Consider the following 16179-nt stretch of genomic DNA (forward strand, 5'->3'; position numbering starts at 1 on the left):
CGAACCATCCGACCGTCGGAGATGTCGCGCACGCCGGGCCGCCCGAACGGAATCCCGGGCGGAACGTCGTCGATCGGGCAGCGGGAAGTGGCGGTGGAAGAGGTGGCGGAGCGGCGGAGGAGATGCGGGGGCCGGGGGGCGGTCGAATCGTCAGCGCTTGCGGTCATATCGCGGCCGGACGTGCCGACCGGTGGCCGTCCCGAGGTATTCCACTCCTTGTCTTCATTCGCTCGGGGATGGCGACGGAAAGTGTTACGACTGCGACCACGGCGGGTCAAGGATGTGGCGCCCCGGTGTTCGACGGCTTCGCCGCGACGGCGGCGAGCGCGGGGCGGCGTCGGCTATGCCCGGCCGGTGGTCGCTGAAGAACATCAGCGGACAGCCCGCCGGCCGGGCGGCGGAAAACTTGGCAGACATTGCCGGCCAGACAGTGCCCAGCAGACACGCGGGGAGTGTCGGAAGGTGGGCACAACAAAGCAGTGGAACCGGGAAAGGCGGGAAACCGGGAAAGCGGCGGGAACCGCCGGAGCCCCGCCGCGCTGCCCGGCTCCGTCAGCCGCGGTCCGGGTATGTCACCACGGCCCGCGGTTCGGCCTCCGGGTCGGCCTCGGCGTCCGGTTCGGCCCGTGGCCTGGCCTCCGGGCCGGTCAGGGGAGCGGACCGTGGGGCCGATCGGGGACCGGCCGTCGTGCTCGGCGTCGCGCTCGGTGGCTCCACCGGGGCGGTTTCCGAGATCGGTACCCGCGAGGTGGCGGCGCGCGCCTGGCGGTGGGCCAGCCGGGCACGGCGGCGGGCCATCCGGAGGTACAGGACGAGGCCGCCCGCGCCGAGCGGCAGGATCGCGGCGGCGGCGATCAGCGGCACCAGCCAGCCAGGGACTCCGCCGGCACCCTCGGTCGACCCGGGCGTCCGCGCGTCCGCCGCCGCGGCGGGCAGCGCATCCGAGTCGGTCGCGCAGACCACCGGCCGCCGGTCGGACGCCGTCGTCACGCACACGACCGTGGCGAGCCGGAGCAGCCCGGGCGGGACGCGGCCCACCCGCGCGCGCACGGTGAACGTCTCCTCCTGGCCGGGCGCCAGCTCGACCGGCCACTCGACCACGCCCCCGCCGGCGCCTTCCTCCGCGCCCGGGCCGCCATCACCCGTGCCGCCCTTGATCGTGCCGTCGCGGTCCGCGCCGGTGACGCGGGCGACGGCCGGCAGGGTCTGCGTCACGACGAGGTCGCGGGCGTCGGTGCCTCCGGCGTTGCGGACCCTGGCCGTGTAGGTGATCTCGTCGCCCTCCCTGGCGTCGGCGCGGCCGTCGTCGACCGCGACCGCGAGGTTCAGGGCCGGGCCATCCGGCGTCGGCCCGGTGGCTGGCTCGGCCCGGGCGGGCGACGCCAGGGCGGTGGACCACGGGATGGGCGCCGTCAGCGGCCCGCCGCCGACGGCGAGAAAGGCCGCGGTGAGTGCCAGGCCGGTCATCACCAGGACGAGCGGGCGGATGGCGCGCCCGATGCCGGACCCGGTCATCGCGCTCCTTTCTGGCCGGACGACGGATATCTCCGGCTGCCTTGACGGGTGCGACGTAAAACGGGGAAGGTCGCGTGTCCAGTCCGTTCCGTTGCCGCTGGGCGGGTCGCAGTATAGGTGGCCGGGACGCTGAATGACGGCCAGTGGCGGCCGAAACGGGGTGCGTCATCATTCGGGGTGGGGGTTCTCCGGCGGAATACGGGCGACGAGGGCCGGCCACCGGACAGTCCCGCGCGAACGAGTGCCGCCTTGGCCAAGGTTCACCGGTCTGGGGCATATGCCGTGGGCCAAGAATGGCGAAGTGTCCGTCGCGACGCGGTCCATGGACCGCCTATTGACGGACAAGTTCGGGGCGTGCCGGTGGCCTGAGACGTCAAGGGCGGCGGTGCGGGCCGGACCGCGGACTTGTCCGCCGAAACGCGAGTCATGACACGCGATTCGGCTGAAACGTCGGGCGCCACCCACGGGACGGATGGGCGCGGGACGACGTCGCCGGGTGTGGCGCGGGGCGCCGGCCGGTGCCGCGGTGCCGGGCAAAGCCCGTGAGCGACGCCGACTGGTCGGAGCCACTCCGAGAGGTGCCTCACGGAAAATGACGGAGGGTGGGCGCGATCGGCGCCGCCGCGCTTCTTGCGGACCCGTCGTCGGCATTGGGCACGGGCGGGCCATGTCGCCGCCGCCGGAGGAGTGCTCTGTCCCGCTCGCCCGGGTTGGCTGCCGCCGCCAACCCGCCGGAAGCGCGGCCGGAATATCTGCTTTGGATTTCTCCGGGCCCCACGGAGATCGACCACGGGCCTTCCCGGCACCTTCCTTGACTCCTGGCGGGGCGCTGGAAAAAAAACTCCGCCCGATCTGCCGAGCGAGCGGAGTAGGTAATGTTGATGAGATGTCGATCGCGGCCCGTCCTGTGGCGCGGTCTGATTCTGGCCGCCGGGGTCGGGATGGTGGTGGGCGGTCTGGGGACCAGTGCCCAGGCCATCCCGGGACAGACCTCGACCCTAAGTACGACGGCAAATGTCGTGGTCGGATCCTCGATCACCCTGACCGCGCTCGTGCCGTCCTTCGTACTGGCCGGTAACCCGGGCGAGACCGACGTGACCACGGACCCGGCGGTCACCATGCTGGTGACCACCAACAACAACGAGGGATATTCCGTCACGGTCCAGTCCACCACGCCCACCCTGAATCCGACGTTGCCCGGAAACTCCGACACGATCCCGATCGGGAGCTTGGAGGTCCGGGAGGCGGGAACCACCACCTACAACCCGCCCAGTAACACCGCGCCGGTGTTGGTGCGTTCCCAGGCGGGCCCTTCCCTGCCAGCCGGCGACATCATCACCAACGAGTTCCGGATCACGATTCCGTTCGTCATCCCGGACACGTATACGGCGGTGCTCGACTACGTCGTCACCACCCTGTAGTACTCGTTCTCGCAATGCTGGGCGGGCGGCTGGGGACCAGCCGCCCGCCCAGGGGAGGAGGAAGATCCACACGGCCGCGGAACGCGCCGGCGACGAGGGGAGTCCGGTGGTCGAAGACCGTTCCGCGGCCAAGATGGATCCGTGGGCTGAGATGCGGACGGCCGCGGGAGGGGTTCCGCGGCCGAAGCCGGTGCCGCGTCCGGGGATCCTGCCGTGAGCCGTCGTGCCCGACTCGCGCGGTGTGCCGCCGCCGGCGCGATCGGCCTGCTCTCGCTGTCGGTGCCGCTCGGCCCGGCGTCCGCGGATACCGCCCAGCCGGCAGGCACCGCGCCGGCCCAGGGGACCCAGCCGGCTCAAGGAACCCAGCCGGCCCCGGCTGGCGAGAAGTCGCCGGCCTTCTCCTTGTCGGTGAGTCCCACCCGGATGACGATCTCGCCGGAGCACATCGACGATGACCAGAAGTTCGTGGTCACCAACCGTGGGTCGGCACCGCTCGACGTGGTCGTGCAGCGAGCCGACTTCACGGCGGGCAAGGACGGCGCGGTGAAGCTGACCACCGACGGGGCGTCCTACTCGGCCATCGACTGGATCACGGTCAGCCCGGCCAGGTTCCGGCTGGACGCGGGCGCGCGCCAGCTCGTGACCAGCCGCATCACGATGCCCCCGAACCCGGAGCCGGGCGACCACCACGTGGCGGTCGTGTTCATGGTGCCGGCGACCGGCGACGCCAAGGCGTTCAAGCTCAACCGGGGCATCGCGGCCCCGCTGTACATCACGGTGCCCGGCCCGGTCGACGACTCGATCCGGCTGAACAGCCTGACCGGGCCACGGTTCGCGCTCGGCGGCCCGATCGACCTGACCGCCACCTTCCGGTCCACCGGCACGGTGCACCGCGACTTTCGCGGCACCGGCCGGCTGAACGCCCGGATCGACGGCCAGGACGTCGCCTTTCCCGACTTCACGATCGGCCGCGGCGCGGAACGTGAAGTGACCACGCGGTGGGCACGTCCGCCGCTGATGTGCGTGTGCACGGCGACGGTGACCGTGCCCGGCCCGAACGGCGCGACGCAACAGCGCCAGGTCACGATCGTCGTCTTCCCGGTGCATCTCGCGCTGCTGACGCTCGCCGGCGTCGCCGTGCTCGTCCTGCTCGGCATCCTGACGCGGCGCCGCTACCGCGCCCGCGTGCACGCCGCGGCTCGCGCCCTGCGCGACCGCGAGGACCGTGAACAGGCGGACCGTGAGCAGGCGGGCTGGTGGAAGGACTACACGGACCGCGACCAGGCCGAGGGGCCCCAGGACCCGACGGACGGCCACGCCCGCGACGCCCGCGACTGACCGTTCCCGAGCCGAGCGCGGTGGGTGTGGGCGATCCCCGTTTCAGAACGATCGGGCTGGCTGGGAGGACCACGATCGCGACGCCGATCGGTGGCGGATTCGGCGGTCCGCGTGGGCGTCGGCCCGGGCCGCGGCGAACTCGTCTCCGGTGCCGGCGGAGGGTGGGGAGCCCACCGGGGCGTCCGGCGTGAGCCAGCGTTCGCGGTATTCCGACGGGCTCTCCCCGGTCCACGTCCGGAAGGCGCGGGCCAGCGCGCTGCCGCTGCCGAAGCCCACCTCGACGGCGATCTCGCCGACCGACATCGTCGACGTGCTGAGCATGGCCATGGCCCGGAACAGCCGGGCCTGGCGCAGGTGGTCGCGCCAGGTCTGGCCGAGTGCCGCGGCGAACCGGCGGCGCAGCGCGCGCTCGGAGATGCCGACGGCCCGGCACACCGAGGCGGCGTCGGCGTCGACCAGGTGCGCCGCCGTGTAAGCGATCACGTCCCGGACGACGGGGTCGTCGGAGACCGGCAGCGACAGCGGTGCCTCGTGGGCGAGCTGCCGGCGGACCACCCCGGCCAGCGCGTGGAAGAAGGCGTTCGCCTCGGCGCCGTCGCCGGTGCCCTCGCCGGCGGCGTCGGACTCGTCGGCGTTCCGCCAGATCGGCCACCGTGCCGCGTACCGCATCATCTCCCGCAGCACTGGCGGGACGGAGATGATGGTCGTCCGCGTCCGCGGGAACGCGAACTCCGCGGGATCGAAGAACACCGCGATCGTGGTCACGTCCCTGAGCAGCGGCGAATGCTCGACGCCCGCCGGAATCCACGCCGCGTGCCGGGGCGGCAACAGGTAATGCGTCGTCGGGGTGTAGATCTCGGCGAGGCCGTCGACGGCGTACTCGATCTCGTGCAGGTCATGCCGGTGCCAGTAGGAAATCGGCTCGGTCGCGCGATGTTCCACCGTTCCGGCGCTGACCCCCACGCTCCGGCGCATCACGAGCAGCGGCGCGTCGGGCACGTCCGGATCGTAGCGGGCGGGGCCGTCGGCCACCCGAGGACAATCTGGCCGCCGCGGTGGGAGACCGGGCCGCTCGGGTCGCGCTCCAGCGTCGAGGTGTCCCTACAGTCAGGCCCGCCGACGGATCGGTCCGCCGGCCCTTCACCGCCCACGATCCATGACCCGCCGGTTCCCGGCCGCCGAGGAGGCGACGAAAACGTTGGACGAAAAGGACTTCCGGTCCGCGGCGATGGCGCTGGCCGCGCTGGACCACCTGGGGGTGCCCGAACTGGAGATCCTCTACAAGCTGGAGCGGACCGCCGCCCAGCTCTATGAGCGGATGGCGGACCGGATTGGCGACGACGAGGCCGCCGAGCTGGTCCGCCGCAACGCCCGGGAGGAACTGGGCCACGCCAGCCGGGTGCGCCGTGCGCTCACCCTCAAGACCGGCGGCCCGTTCCAGCCCACCCTGGACATGGACGAGGGCTACCCGGTCGAGGCCCCCGCCGTGGTCGACGCGGCGCTGCTGGCCGCGGTCGTCGAGGGGGAACGCGCGGGCGACGCGGACTACCAGCGGTGGGCGGACGCGGAGCCGGACCCGGAGGTCGCCCGGCTTCTGCGGATCAGCGGGCGCGAGGAGTCCGGCCACGCCGACCGGTTCACCCGGGCGATCGCCCGGCTCGGCGCGGGCCGCTGACGGCGCGGGGCGGCGTCGGCGCGGGGCGGCGTCGGACACGGCCGCCGAGGTGCCCGCCGCGGGGCATGCGCCGCGGGACGGCCAAGCCGACACTTCTCAATCTCCTTCCGTTTCTGTTTCTCTTCTGTCGTCGCATTCCTCGGAGGAACGCATGGCCCTCACCGGCGTGTCACACCTGAGCCTGACCGTGACGGACCTGGACCGAAGCGCCGCCTGGTACGGCGAGGTCCTCGACTGGAAGGAGCTGGTCCGCGACCGCGGCGACACGACCACCTTCGCGCACGGAGTCCTTCCCGGCGGGCTGAGCGTCGTCCTGCGTCAGCATGATCAGGGAATCGCGGACGCGTTCGACGAGACCCGGCCCGGCCTGGACCATCTGTCGTTCTCCGTGGAGGAGCCGGCGGACCTCGAGCGTCTGGAGGCGAGGCTGACCGAGGCCGGCGCCGTGTTCACCCCGACGCGGGAGCTGCCGTTCGGGCGGGTGCTCGCCTTCCGCGACCCGGACAACATCGCGCTCGAGGCGTTCCTCGGCGCGTGACGGCGCGGGACCGGCGGCGTCGGTGAGCCTCGCGGCCGGCGCCCAGCCGATCATCCTTTGTGCTGGCCGGTCCGCGCCGGCCCAGCCGCGGGCCGCGCTCGTCATGGCGCGTCGGGAGCCTCGACGGTGGCCAGCTCGGTCAGGCCACTGATCCGCAGGGCGGGCAGCAGAACCCGGTTGCAGATCAGGTGCAGGTGCTCGGCGTGCACGAACAGGGCGTTGATCGCGCCGCTGTCCAGGTAGTCCACCGCGGTGAGGTCGACCACGATCGGGCCGCTTCCGGTCACGGCCGCGGCGAGGGCGGCGCGGAACTCGGGCAGGTTGCTCATGTCGATCTCACCGCGGGCGGACAGGACCGGCCGGCCGTCGGGGTGATGGATGGTGCGCAAGGTCAGCGGGGTGCTCACGTGGCGATCCTCGTGGACATCTCGACGATGGTCCCTGACTCGGTGGCGTCGATGGTGACGTGGTGCATCAGGCCCCGCATCAGCGCGATCCCGCGGCCGCGGTTCCCCCGGGCGGTGGCTTCGGGGTCGAGGGGCTTCCACCGGCCGCTGTCGATGACGGACACCCACAGCTGGTCAGCCAGCGCGGCGGCGCGCAGCCGGACCATGCCCGCCGGGTGTTCGCGGTGGCCGTGTTCGACCGCGTTGTTGCACGCTTCGCCGACGGCGATCAGCACGTCGTTGATCATCTGGGCGTTCAGGTCGCAGCGGCTCAGCCAGTCCCGCAAGGTGTGCCGGACCGGGGCCAGTTCGCTCGGCGCGGCCACGAACTCGATCTCCAGCGGCCTCGGCGGACGGTAGAGGAGCAGCGCCACGTCGTCCTCGTACCCGCCTTCGGGAGTGAGGACGGCCATGAGGTGGCTCGCCAGCTCCTCCACCGGCATGCCGCGGCCGTCGTGGACGGCGGCCGCGGCGCGGGCGATGCCGTCGTCCAGCGAGCGGCGGCGGCGTTCGATCAGCCCGTCGGTGTAGAGCAGCAGGGTCGCCCGCGCCGGGATGACCAGACGGTCCTGGTCCCGGTGCCGGTCGATGCGCACACCCAGGGGAATTCCACGGCCGCCGTCCAGGGTGGCGGCGGTGCCGTCGGCGCGCACGAGGATGGGCGGGGGATGCCCGGCGCTGCTGTACACCAGCTCACCACTGGCCGGATCGAGGATCGCGCAGAACACCGTGGTGCATTCCGCTCCGGGCAGCAGCGCGGCGAACCGGTCCAGGCCCGCCAGAGCCCGCGCGGGGCTCGAGTGCTCCAGCAGCAGCGCGCGGCAGGCACTGCGCAGCTGGCCCATCACGGCGGCCGCGTTCAGCCCGTGGCCGACGCAGTCGCCGACCACGATGCCGATCCGGCCCTCGGCCAGGGGCACGGTGTCGTACCAGTCGCCGCCGACCTGCAACGGGCGGATGGCCGGCTGGTAGCGCACCGCGAACCCGCCGGGCAGGCTCGCCGGCCCCAGGATGGCGTGTTGCAGGGCCACCGCGGCCTCGCGCTGCTGGTCGATCTCGTGCACCCGGTGCACGCCCTGCCCCAGCCGGCCGGCCAGGACCGAGAGCAGGGCCTGGTCCTCCGCGCCGAACGGGCGCCGGTCGCCAAGGTCGATCCACACCACCAGCACCCCGCCGGGATAGCCCACGGTGACGCCGGCGCAGCCGGGCTGATCGACCTGGGGAGCCAGCGGCGGTGCCTCACGCAGCGCGGACAGCAGCGTCCGCAGCTCCGGCGCCAGATCGGACCACCGGCTGTGCTCGCTGGTACGGACCAGGTCCGGCTCCCGGTGGCTCCCGGCGGACGCGGGGGGAAAGACGGCGATGGTCACATGGTGGGCCGACCAGGTACGGCGCAGCTCGGTCGCCGCCGCGGCCAGCGCCTCGGGCACGGTGTCGGCCTGGGCCAGCTGCTCGGCCAGCGCGGCCAGGGCGGTGTCGCGTTGGACGGTGTAGTGCTCGCCGGTGATGTCGCGGACGGTGCCGACGATCACGTGCCGGCCGGCCACCGGGTCCTCGACGCGGTTGAAGGTGGCGCGCAGCCAGACCCGGTGCCCGTCGCGGTGGACCAGCGGCAGGTCACCCTCGCCGCTGGTGTCCTCGACCAGGCGGGAGAACTCCTGGCGGACCCGCTGGTAGGCATGCGGGTCGGTGTCCGGATCGGGCCACCAGGCCAGCGGCGGCCGGTAGGGCAGCCCGTCGGGTCCGTAGCCGAGGATCTCGGCGAACGTGGCGTTGATCTCGGCCACCGTGCCGTCGGCGTCGCAGACGAAGAACCCCTCCTGCAGCGAGTCCACCAGCGCGGTGCGCCACCGCGCGTGCTGGCTGCGCAGCCGGGCCAGCTCCACGTTCGCCCGCACCCGGGCCAGCAGTTCGGCCGCGGAGAACGGCTTGACCAGGTAGTCGTCGGCGCCCGCCTCCAGGCCCTGGATGGAGGCCTCCTGGCCGGCGCGCGCGGACAGCAGCAGCACGGGAACGCTCGCGGTGCGCCTGTCCGCGCGCAGGGCGGCCACCAGACCGAGCCCGTCCAGCCGGGGCATCATGACATCGCTGACGACCAGATCAGGCAGCTCGCCGCGCACCGTCTCCAGCGCGGCCTGCCCGTCGGTGACCGCCCTGACCTCGTGCCCGGCGCCCCGCAGCAGGCGGGTCAGGTACTCGCGCATGTCGGCGTTGTCATCGGCGACCAGCACCCGGGCGGGCAGGCCACGGACGGCGTCGGTCAGGGCCGGTGAGCCGACCCGTGGGGGGAGCGCGGCGTCGCCCGGCGCGGCGGGCTGGAGGTCCGGGACCGCGGTGTCGGGCAGCCAGCGCATCGCCTCCTCCACGAACGGTTCGACGCTGGCCGAGGCCGTCACCATCGCGGGGCCTTCCGTCACGGCGTCGGCCGGCAGGTGGGCGTACCCGAAGGGCAGGCGAATCGTGAAGGTCGTGCCCCGGTCCTGCGCGGAGTCCGCGGTGATGGTGCCGCCGTGCAGGCCGACGAGCTCCTTGACCAGCGCCAGCCCGATGCCGCTGCCCTCGCTGGAACGGGACCGGGCGTTCTCGACCCGGTGGAACCGCTCGAACAGCCGTGGCATCTCCGCCTCGGCGATTCCGATGCCGGTGTCCGCGACGGTGACCACCGCATGATCGTCCTGGGTTCGCACGCGGACGGCGACAGCACCGTCGAAGGTGAACTTCACCGCGTTCGACAACAGGTTGAGGATCACCTTCTCCCACATGCCGCGGTCGACATGGACCGGCTCGGCCAGCGGGAGACAGTCCACCTCGAACCTGAGCCCGGCCTTCTCGATCGCCGACCGGAACACGCTGGCCAGCTCCCCGGTCACCGCCGCCAGATCGACCGGCTCGTAGCTGGCCCGCATCCGGCCGGCCTCGATGCGGGAGAAGTCCAGAAGGGCGTTGACCAGCTTGCCCAGCCGCAGCCCGTTGCGGTGGATGACCTCCACCTCCGCCCGCACGACGGGCTCCGCGTCGGCCAGGCGTGTCCGCAGTTCCTGCACCGGGCCGGTGATCAGGGTGAGCGGGGTGCGGAACTCATGACTGATGTTGGAGAAGAAGGCGGTCTTGGCGCGGTCCAGCTCGGCCAGTTCCTCGGCCCGCCGCAGCTGGGCACGGTAGCTGCGGGCGCTGAGGATGCCGCCCGCGACATGGCCCGCGATCAGGTCCACGAATCCGCGGTAGCCCTCGTCCAGCGGGCGATACCGGTTCAGCGCCGCCACCACGAACCCCACTGGCACGCTGCCCTGGTGCAGCAGCGGCACGACCAGCGCCTGGGCGGGGGGCGTCGGCCAGGCCCCGGTCGGCAGTGAACCCAGCGCCGGGTCGCCGAGGTCGACGAGCACCGACCTGCCCTGGGCGGCGGCCGCGGCCGGCCACAGCCCGGAATCGGACGGCACGTGCCCCGGGGCGGCCGGATGACCGCTCACGATCCCGGTCGTCGCCGCCAGCCGCGCGCCACCGTCGTCGTCGAACAGATAGGTCAGGGTGAAAGGCAGGTCCCGCTGGTTGCGGCCCAGCTGGCTCGCGGCGAACTCCAGCATCTCCTGCTCGGTGCGGGCCACGCTGGGATCCGAGCCAAGATCGCGAAGCGTGGCCATGCGCCGCTCGCCGATCACGCGCTCGGTGTCCTCGCTGACCACACACAGCATTCCGACCACCGTGCCCCAGTCGTCGCGCAGCGGGCTGTAGGAGAACGTGTGGTAGGTCTCCTCCGGGTACCCGGAGCGTTCCAGGAACAGCAACAGCCCCTGATCCCAGGTCGCCCGGCCCGTGGCCAGCACGTGTTCGATCCGAGGGCCGATGTCGTCCCAGATCTCCTCCCACACCTGGTCGGCCGGGCGGCCCAGTGCCCACGGGTACTTCTGCCCCAGGGTGTCGCGGCGGTAGGCGGCGTTGCAGAAGAACGTCAGCCGCGGACCCCACGCCATCCACATCGGGAACCGTGACGACAGCAGGATGCTCACCGCGGTCCGCAGGCTCTGCGGCCATCCGGACGGCTCGCCGATCGGAGTCGCCGACCAGTCCACGACCGCCAGATCCTCGCCGACCTCCTGGTCGGCGGCGAACACCCCGGCCCCCGTGGCGTCGGCGATCCCCGCGGCCTCCATGGCCTCAGCGATCTCGGTGGTCTCAGCGATTTCGGTGGTCTCAGCGATCTCGGCCGCGCGCAGCCGGCCATCGGCTCCACTGGTCACGCGGCCGTCCTCTCGCCCCCGCGGCGGTAGGCATCACCCGACGACACGGCGGAACCTGACGACACGGCGGAAACGATGTCCTCGGGCCGCACAACACCGACCCGCCCACGAACCGGCTCGGTCGGCCAGGTCGGCCGCACCACCACGCACCACATCCGCGCCGCGCAACCTACCAGACAAGTGTCTACTACCCGGAATTTCCCGATCAATTCCGGCAGCCGCGAACCGGCGGGACCGGGCCCGGCGGGCTGGCCGAGGGAGCCGCCGCTCTCGACGCGAGTCCCGGCGCCCGCCTACTGACTCGGGCGGGCGCCGGGCCGAGCGGAGGCCGCGATGGCGCGGCTGGCGAGGTTCCTGCTGGCGAGGTTCCTGCTGGCGACGAGGGGCACGTCGGTCGCGCCAAGCAGTCCGGGTCCGGCCGCGCAGACGGCGGGGATCGCGTTGACGGCGCGCATCGCGGTCGCGGTCAGGCCGCCTTCGGACTCCGGCGGGTCGAAGACGAGCTCGCACCGCATGGTCGGGCTGCCGACGATCTCTACCCGGTAGGTGAGCGTGTCGCCGGCGGTGCCGTGCGGCCAGGCCGGCGCGACGTCGCCGGCCATGCGGTTGACGTGCTCGAGGATGACGAGCGGCTGGCCGTCGAGCACGCCGCGCACCTCGAACCGGACGCCGGCCGTGCTGCCGGCGGGAAGGCGACCCATCGCGGTGTCCAGGTCCCGGTCGAGTGTGGCGCGCTCGTAGTCGGTCTCGATCGCGTCGAGCGGCGTCTGGAGCAGGTCGGCGATCGCGTCGACCACGCCTCGCCAGGCGCCGGTGAGGATCGCCGGGTCGGCCAGGAAGCAGCCGAAGTCCGGCGCCTCGCCGAAGCCGAACGCGTACCGCAGGGTGTCGGCGGCGGGGTAGCCGGAGTAGTCCGCGATCTCCTGGATCCTGATGGACCTGATCTCGTCGCAGGACGACAGCAGGGCCATCGGGAGGAGGTCGCTGGCGAATCCGGGCTCGATGCCGGTCGCGAAGAACGACGCGCCGCCGGCCACCGCGGCGGCCTCCAGCGGGTCCCGCAGGGCGGCCTCGGCGGTCGGCGGATGGGTCAGCCCGGCGAAGGACGTGGTCACCACGTTCGTCCCGGCGGACAGGAAGGGCGCCACGTCGGCGACGCCGGCGCCGTCGTGGGCCGCGGGGCCGAAGTAGGCGAGGCAGTCCGCGCCCCCAGCGGCGAGCGCGGCGGCGTCATCGGTCGCGGCCACGCCCGTGTTCGCCGCAACGCCGCACAGCGCGGCGGCGTCCTGGCCGACCTTGTCGGGCGAGTGGACGTAGAGACCCACTAACTCGAGGTCGGGGTGGTTGATGATGCCTCGAAGACCGAGGCGGCCGGTCGGACCGGTACCCCAGTGCACGACCTTGATCGCCACTTATCGCAACCCTTCGCTGGCTGGAATATTAGATACATTATTTCTCTGGCCGGGCGCCGGGCAACGCTGGGCCAGCGGGCCCCGAGCGGGAAGCGGCCACGCCGGGCGATCTCGACGAGATGACGCGGATCGTCGCCCAGGCGGTGGCCGGCGACCGGCGCCCCCGAACAGCGGCCACGCGAGAGGACCGTCGCGCGACGGTTCGGACCGTGCTCACGGCGCCGCCGTGCTTGCCGCTGTGCTTACGGCGCCGCAGTGACCTGACCGTCGACGGTTCGCGCGGGATGTACCTGGCAGGGCACCCCGTTCAGGACGATGGTGCCGCTGGGGATGTCGAGGACGTCGCCCGGGTTGAGCAGGTTGGAGTTGATGCCGGGGCGGGTGGCGGCGACGGTCAGCCGGGTGCCGGCCTGGCCGTGGCCCCAGCCGTGCGGCAGGCTGACGACGCCGGGCATCATCTCGTCGCTGACCTCGACGGGCACGCTCAGCCGCCCCTGGGCCGTCGACACCTCCGCCGGCTGGCCGTCGGCCAGCCCGGCCCGCGCGGCGTCGAGCGGGTGGATGAGCAGGGTGCAGCGGTTCGTGCCCCTGTTCAGCGCCGGCACGTTGTGCAGCCACGAGTTGTTCGAGCGCAGGTGGCGCCGGCTGGTCAGCACGAGCTCGGGCTCGGCGCGCTCGAGGCGCGCGGTCAGGCGCCCGACGTCGCGAACGAGCAGGTCGTGTACCAGCTCGACCGTGCCGGAGGGCGTCTGGAGCACCTCGGCGAGCCGGCCCGCGCGCAGCGGCCCGAAGGCGATCCCGTCGGGGTGGCGCCGCGCCTTCTCCAGCGTCCAGCCGTCCGGCCGCTCGCCGCAGCGGTCGCCGAACGGCCCGGCGCGCACGCCCAGGTCGACCAGCCTCGCCGGCCCGCGGCCGTGCAGCATCGGCAGGATCTCGGCCGGGTCGCGGCCGGCCAGCGGCTGCCCCGGCCGGGTGGCGACCGTGATGATGCCGGTGGTGTACAGGTCGTCCAGCGCGGCGAGGTCGACGTCGGGCGCCGGCATGCCGAGCACCGTGCCGGCGAGGCGCAGCAGGATCTCCCACTCGGCCGGGCGGCCGGCGGGGGCCGGGAGGACCGGGCCGTTCCACTTGAAGGCGGACTCGACCGCGTACATCCAGTACAGGTCGTCGGCGTGGCCGCGCTCCAGCGGCGAGAGCCCGGGCAGGATCACGTGGGCGTGCCGCGTCGTCTCGTTGAGCCAGTTGTCCACCGCGATGAACGCGTCCAGCCTCGGCAGCGCCGCGTCGAGGCGGGCCGAGCCCGGGGCGGAGATGACGGGGTTGCCGGCGACGCTGATCAGTGCCCGCAGGCGCCCCGCGCCGGGGGTGTCGATCTCCTCGGCGAGACAGCTGACGGGGAACTGGCCGAACACCTCGGGCGCTTTTCGGACGCGGCTGGTGTAGCGGTGGAACTCCCATCGCTCGCCTGTCTGGTCCGGTGCGCGGGTGGACCCGGGCATCCACGCCGCCGCCCGGGGGAAGCAGACGCCGCCGGGGGCGTCCAGCGACCCGAGCGCGACGTTCAGCACGAAGATCAGCCAGGTGGCGAGCGTGCCGAACTCCTGCGTGCAGGTGCCGATCCGGCCGTAGAGCGCGGGCGCTCGCGCGGCGGCGAGGTCCCGTGCCAGGCCGCGGATCTGCTCGGCGGGGATGCCGCAGGCGGCGGCGACCCGCTCCGGGGTGAAGGGGGCGGCGAGCGCGAGCACCTCGTCGAGACCGCTGACCAGGCCGTCGAGGTGCGCCGGCCGGCGCACCAGGCCCTCGTCCGCCAGCGTCCGCAGCACGGCGAACAGCAGCAGCGCGTCGGTGCCCGGGCGGATCGGCAGCCATTCGCCGGCAGCCTCGGCGGTCCTGGTGCGCCGCGGGTCGACGACGAGGACCCGGCCACCGCGGGCGCGGATCGCCTTCAGCCGGCCGAGCATGTCGGGCGCGGACAGCATCGAGCCCTGCGAGGCCGACGGGTTCGCGCCCAGGATGACGAGGTGGTCGGTCCTGGCCAGGTCCGGCACCGGCCCGGCCCACATGCCGCCGAACAGCAGGGCGCTGACCAGGTTGAGGGGCCACTGGTCGACGGTGCCCGGCGTGTAGATCGCCTTCATGCCCGCCGCGCTCGCCATGCCGACCAGCGCGCCGATGTACTTGACGAGGTCGAGGTTGTGCGCGACGGGGTTGCCGACGTAGACGGTCAGCGCGCCCGCGCCGTCCTCCTGTAATACCGGGCGCAGCACCCGCTCGACCTCGGCCCACGCCTCGTCCCAGCCGACGGGCCGGTGGATGCCGTCGGCCCCCCTGACCATCGGCTGACGCAGCCGGTCCGGGTCGGAGTGCAGGTGTCCCAGCGCGGTGCCCTTGGGACAGATGTAGCCGCGTGACCAGACGTCGTCCGCGTTGCCCCTGATGGATCTGACCTGGTCATCGACGGTCGTGATCCGTAACCCGCACATCGCCTCGCACAGCGGGCAGGTGGCACGGTGCTCCACCTCGGCAGCCATGTCGCTCCTCTTCCGGTCGCGGCGTCGACCAGCGCGGCCGCCGGCTAATGGATAATGGATACTCTATCGATCAAGCTCCCGCGGGACGTCTCCGTCGTGGGTGTTCAGAGGCGGCCGGGGGTCCGCAGGTCCTCGGGGACCCAGCCGGGGTTGCGGCGCTGGGAGAACGCGAGCCAGCCCTCGCGGGCCTCGGCGCCGTAGACGCTCTTGTCCATGGTCATGCGGTCGTAGGTGCCGTAGTGCGCGGCGATGACGCGCTTGACGTCGGCGCGAGCCTCCGGCGCCCCGCGACAGCACGCGCGCAACGCCTCGAGCGCGACGTCCCGTACCTCCTCATGCGGGACGACGCGGGCGACCAGGCCCCAGTCGAGTGCTTCCGCGGCGGTGACCACCCGGCCGGTGTAGAGCATGTCCTTGGCCCGCGCGGGGCCGATCTGGGCGGGCAGATACTGCGCGTAGCCGGTGTCGGCGATGCCGCGGTAGACCTCCGGCGCGCGGAACGTGGCCCGGTCGCTGGCGACCGTCACGTCGGACATCATCGCGATGAGCAGGCCGCCGCCCTGGGCGATGCCGTTGACGGCGGTCACGACCGGCTTGCGGGAGTGCCGGATCGCGTCGAACGGCGTGTTGTCCATGCCGAACAGCATCGGGCCGCCCCAGTCGTCCGGGGCGCCGTGGCCCAGGTCGCCGCCCGGGATGAACACGTCGCCAGTGCCCGTGATCAGCAGACCCGCCAGCTGGGGATCCTGGTTGACGCGGTCGACGGCGTAGCGGACGCCGAAGTACATCGCGGCTGTCATCGCGTTGCGCGCGTTCGGCCGGTCGACGGTGCAGACCGCGACGCTGCCCAGCCGTTCGAACCGCAGGAACGGCGTGCCCAGCCAGTCGCCGTCCGGCGGGCGCGCCGTGCCCGCTCGCTCGGGCCTCGCATCGTCGGTGTTGCCGCCCATCCGGCCGCCTCCCGCGCAAGATTAGATATTGAAAACAATATTCACCCGTACGCTCGGGTGCTACTGATGGCTTTGCCCGCTGGTGGGATCCAGGCGGGTGAACGCTGGTGCTCGC

The 16179-nt window shown here is 72.8% G+C and carries 11 protein-coding genes; 4 read left to right on the forward strand and 7 right to left on the reverse strand.

What is annotated here, in order from left to right; translation table 11 throughout:
• Positions 1-552: 552 nt before the first annotated feature.
• Positions 553-1515, reverse strand: coding sequence for a DUF11 domain-containing protein (locus I6A81_RS14200; protein ID WP_203004450.1), 963 nt, complete (start codon positions 1513-1515; stop codon positions 553-555).
• 1019 nt (positions 1516-2534) lie between these two features.
• Here I6A81_RS14200 and I6A81_RS14205 point away from each other — a divergent pair.
• Both I6A81_RS14205 and I6A81_RS14210 read left to right on the forward strand, forming a co-directional pair.
• Positions 2535-2936, forward strand: a complete 402-nt coding sequence (locus tag I6A81_RS14205) for a hypothetical protein (RefSeq protein ID WP_203004451.1) — start codon at positions 2535-2537, stop codon at positions 2934-2936.
• Positions 2937-3149: 213 nt separating this feature from the next.
• Positions 3150-4274 carry a fimbrial biogenesis chaperone gene (locus I6A81_RS14210; protein WP_203003729.1) on the forward strand — a complete coding sequence of 375 codons (1125 nt, stop codon included), beginning with the start codon at positions 3150-3152 and terminating at the stop codon, positions 4272-4274.
• Positions 4275-4316: 42 nt separating this feature from the next.
• Here the strand turns inward: I6A81_RS14210 and I6A81_RS14215 are convergent, their stop codons facing one another.
• A complete protein-coding gene (locus tag I6A81_RS14215; protein WP_307874656.1) occupies positions 4317-5306 on the reverse strand; it encodes an AraC family transcriptional regulator in 990 nt (329 codons plus the stop codon).
• 166 nt (positions 5307-5472) lie between these two features.
• On the opposite strand from I6A81_RS14215, the gene I6A81_RS14220 reads away from it, so the two are divergent.
• Together I6A81_RS14220 and I6A81_RS14225 are read left to right on the forward strand one after the other, a co-directional pair.
• On the forward strand, positions 5473-5949 hold the full coding sequence (locus I6A81_RS14220) for a ferritin family protein (protein WP_203003730.1): 477 nt from the start codon (positions 5473-5475) through the stop codon (positions 5947-5949).
• Positions 5950-6100: 151 nt separating this feature from the next.
• Positions 6101-6487, forward strand: coding sequence for a VOC family protein (locus tag I6A81_RS14225; protein WP_203003731.1), 387 nt, complete (start codon positions 6101-6103; stop codon positions 6485-6487).
• A gap of 101 nt (positions 6488-6588) precedes the next feature.
• Here the strand turns inward: I6A81_RS14225 and I6A81_RS14230 are convergent, their stop codons facing one another.
• The 5 genes from I6A81_RS14230 to I6A81_RS14250 all read right to left on the reverse strand — a co-directional run bounded on the left by I6A81_RS14230 (position 6589) and on the right by I6A81_RS14250 (position 16064).
• Positions 6589-6894 carry an STAS domain-containing protein gene (locus tag I6A81_RS14230; protein WP_203003732.1) on the reverse strand — a complete coding sequence of 102 codons (306 nt, stop codon included), beginning with the start codon at positions 6892-6894 and terminating at the stop codon, positions 6589-6591.
• Entirely contained in the window at positions 6891-11084 is a 4194-nt protein-coding gene (locus I6A81_RS14235) for a SpoIIE family protein phosphatase (protein WP_203003752.1), read from the reverse strand. Before I6A81_RS14235 ends, I6A81_RS14230 begins: the two co-directional genes overlap by 4 nt.
• Positions 11085-11464: 380 nt before the next feature.
• A complete protein-coding gene (locus I6A81_RS43355) occupies positions 11465-12583 on the reverse strand; it encodes an NAD(P)H-dependent amine dehydrogenase family protein (protein WP_203003733.1) in 1119 nt (372 codons plus the stop codon).
• A gap of 242 nt (positions 12584-12825) precedes the next feature.
• On the reverse strand, positions 12826-15114 hold the full coding sequence (locus I6A81_RS14245; RefSeq protein ID WP_203003734.1) for a molybdopterin-dependent oxidoreductase: 2289 nt from the start codon (positions 15112-15114) through the stop codon (positions 12826-12828).
• Between the two features lie 104 nt (positions 15115-15218).
• Positions 15219-16064, reverse strand: a complete 846-nt coding sequence (locus I6A81_RS14250) for an enoyl-CoA hydratase/isomerase family protein (RefSeq protein WP_203003735.1) — start codon at positions 16062-16064, stop codon at positions 15219-15221.
• Positions 16065-16179 lie beyond the last annotated feature (115 nt).

The organism is Frankia nepalensis (assembly GCF_016786325.1).
GTDB classification, from domain to species: domain Bacteria; phylum Actinomycetota; class Actinomycetes; order Frankiales; family Frankiaceae; genus Pseudofrankia; species Pseudofrankia nepalensis.

Bases quoted from the DNA above. Each gene is read 5' to 3' on its own strand.
- I6A81_RS14200 (WP_203004450.1), bottom strand. From the start codon at position 1,515: ATGACCGGGTCCGGCATCGGGCGCGCCATCCGCCCGCTCGTCCTGGTG.
- I6A81_RS14250 (WP_203003735.1), bottom strand. From the start codon at position 16,064: ATGGGCGGCAACACCGACGATGCGAGGCCCGAGCGAGCGGGCACGGCG.
- I6A81_RS14245 (WP_203003734.1), bottom strand. From the start codon at position 15,114: ATGGCTGCCGAGGTGGAGCACCGTGCCACCTGCCCGCTGTGCGAGGCG.
- I6A81_RS14235 (WP_203003752.1), bottom strand. From the start codon at position 11,084: ATGGAGGCCGCGGGGATCGCCGACGCCACGGGGGCCGGGGTGTTCGCC.
- I6A81_RS14225 (WP_203003731.1), top strand. From the start codon at position 6,101: ATGGCCCTCACCGGCGTGTCACACCTGAGCCTGACCGTGACGGACCTG.